Below are 1,798 nucleotides of genomic sequence, written 5' to 3'. Positions count from 1 at the left end.
CGGCCGGAGGGCCGCCCCTTCTGGAGGGCCGTCCGCGGGAAGTGCGGGCGGCGTCTGCGGGATCAGAGGTTCTCGGGGAGCTTCCAGCCCTTCACGAAGTCGGGCGGCGCCTGCGTGCCCTTGCTCACCGTGAGGACGTCGTAGCCCGTTTCGGTGACGAGCACCATGTGCTCCCACTGCGCGGAGAGCGAGTGGTCCTTGGTGACCACCGTCCAGCCATCGCCGAGGATGGTGACGCCGTAGCGGCCGGCGTTCACCATCGGCTCGACCGTGAAGACCATGCCGGGCTTGAAGGTCGCCGTCGGGGTGTTGACAGGGAAGTGGTTGACGTGGGGCTCCTCGTGGAAGCCCTTGCCGATGCCGTGGCCGCCGTAGTCGCGCACGACCGAGACGCCGTGGGCGTCGGCGTAGGCCTGGCAGGCGCGGCCGATGTCGTTGAAGCACCCGCCCGGGCGCACCGCGTCGATGCCGGCCCACATCGTGCCGAAGGCCGCGTCCACCATGTGGCGGCCGGCGATCGTGGGCTTGCCGACGATGAACATGCGCGAGGTGTCGCCGTGATAGCCGTCCTTGATGCTCGTCACGTCGATGTTGACGATGTCGCCCGCCTTGAGCTTCTTCTTGTCCGAAGGAATGCCGTGGCAGACGACGTGGTTGATCGAGATGCAGGTGGTGGCCGGATAGGGCGTCATTCCCGGGGGCGTGTAGCCGAGGCAGGCCGGGATGCACTTCTGCACGTTCACGGTGTAGTCGTAGGCGAGCCGGTCGAGCTCGCCCGTCGAGACGCCGGGCTTGACGAAGGGCGTGAGGTAGTCGAGAAGCTCCGCGGCGAGGCGGCCGGCGATGCGCAGGCCGGCGATGTCCTCGGGAGTCTTGATGGAGATGGGCATTGCTGTTCTTTTCAGTAAAAGAAGTTCGGGGTGGAAGGCGGCCCGGTCGGGCGGAGATGCGCAGCAGACGCGGCGGGCGGCCTCCGGTTCCGTGCGCGGCAGAATTCTGAATCGGATGCGCCGCGCGGCTGAGCCTGATTTTAATCGCGCGGCGCCGCTTTCTTCTTCGCTAAGGATCAGCTAACCGAAAACTCATTCTTCGCTAATGGGCGGCACGTAGATTGGTCTCATGAAGAAGGACGAATGGAGGCCCTGAGGAAGGTCCTCCCGTCCGAAGAAGGATTATTCAGCATTGAGGCGCCTCAACCCGCCCGCCGCAGCCGCGGCGAAGGACGGACGCCCTCAAAGGAGAGCTCAATCATGACCCGCACCAACAAGATCCGCATGGCCGCCCTCGCCTCCATCGCCGCGCTCGCGCTCGCCGCTGCGGGCGGCGTTCAGGCCGCGGGCACCGAAGGCTTCGCCGCACCGGCCGCAGCGACGGCCGCCGACCGCGCCCCGCAGGGGTTTGGGCACGACGAATCCGCCGACGCCCGCGCGCCCCAGGGCTTCGGCAGCCAGAAGTTCGTCACCGTGGACTGGGTCTTCAAGAACGGCGCCGACGACCAGGTGGTCCGCCTGCGCGGGCGCTTCACGGCGCACCTGAAGGGCGACAAGTACGAGTTCGAGGACGAGAAGGGCGACGCCATCACGGCCGAGCTCGATCACGACCGCGACTGGTCGATGGTCCGCCGCGGCGAACTGATGGAGATCCGCGCCGAAGTGGACCGCGACTGGAACCGCACCAAGCTCGACGTGCGCTCCGCCCGTCCGGTGCCGGCCGGGAAGCCCGCCGGCAAGTGATGAGCCCGGCCTCCCTCGCCCGACGTGACTGCGCCGGGCCTGGGGGACGCATGAAGGAAAACGCC

At 67.7% G+C, this 1,798-nt stretch carries 2 protein-coding genes; one reads left to right on the top strand and one right to left on the bottom strand.

The genetic code is table 11. The features are described 5' to 3' along the window. Positions 1–62: 62 nt before the first annotated feature. On the bottom strand, positions 63–890 hold the full coding sequence (map, locus tag ACT6Y9_RS10765; RefSeq protein WP_295479710.1) for a type I methionyl aminopeptidase: 828 nt from the start codon (positions 888–890) through the stop codon (positions 63–65). 360 nt (positions 891–1,250) lie between these two features. On the opposite strand from map, the gene ACT6Y9_RS10760 reads away from it, so the two are divergent. After that, positions 1,251–1,733, top strand: coding sequence for a NirD/YgiW/YdeI family stress tolerance protein (locus tag ACT6Y9_RS10760; protein ID WP_443744527.1), 483 nt, complete (start codon positions 1,251–1,253; stop codon positions 1,731–1,733). The last annotated feature ends 65 nt before the right edge of the window (positions 1,734–1,798 follow it).

This window comes from Sutterella sp. (assembly GCF_052272535.1).
GTDB lineage: Bacteria > Pseudomonadota > Gammaproteobacteria > Burkholderiales > Burkholderiaceae_F > Sutterella.
This window is presented reverse-complemented; position numbering and strand designations above follow the sequence as displayed.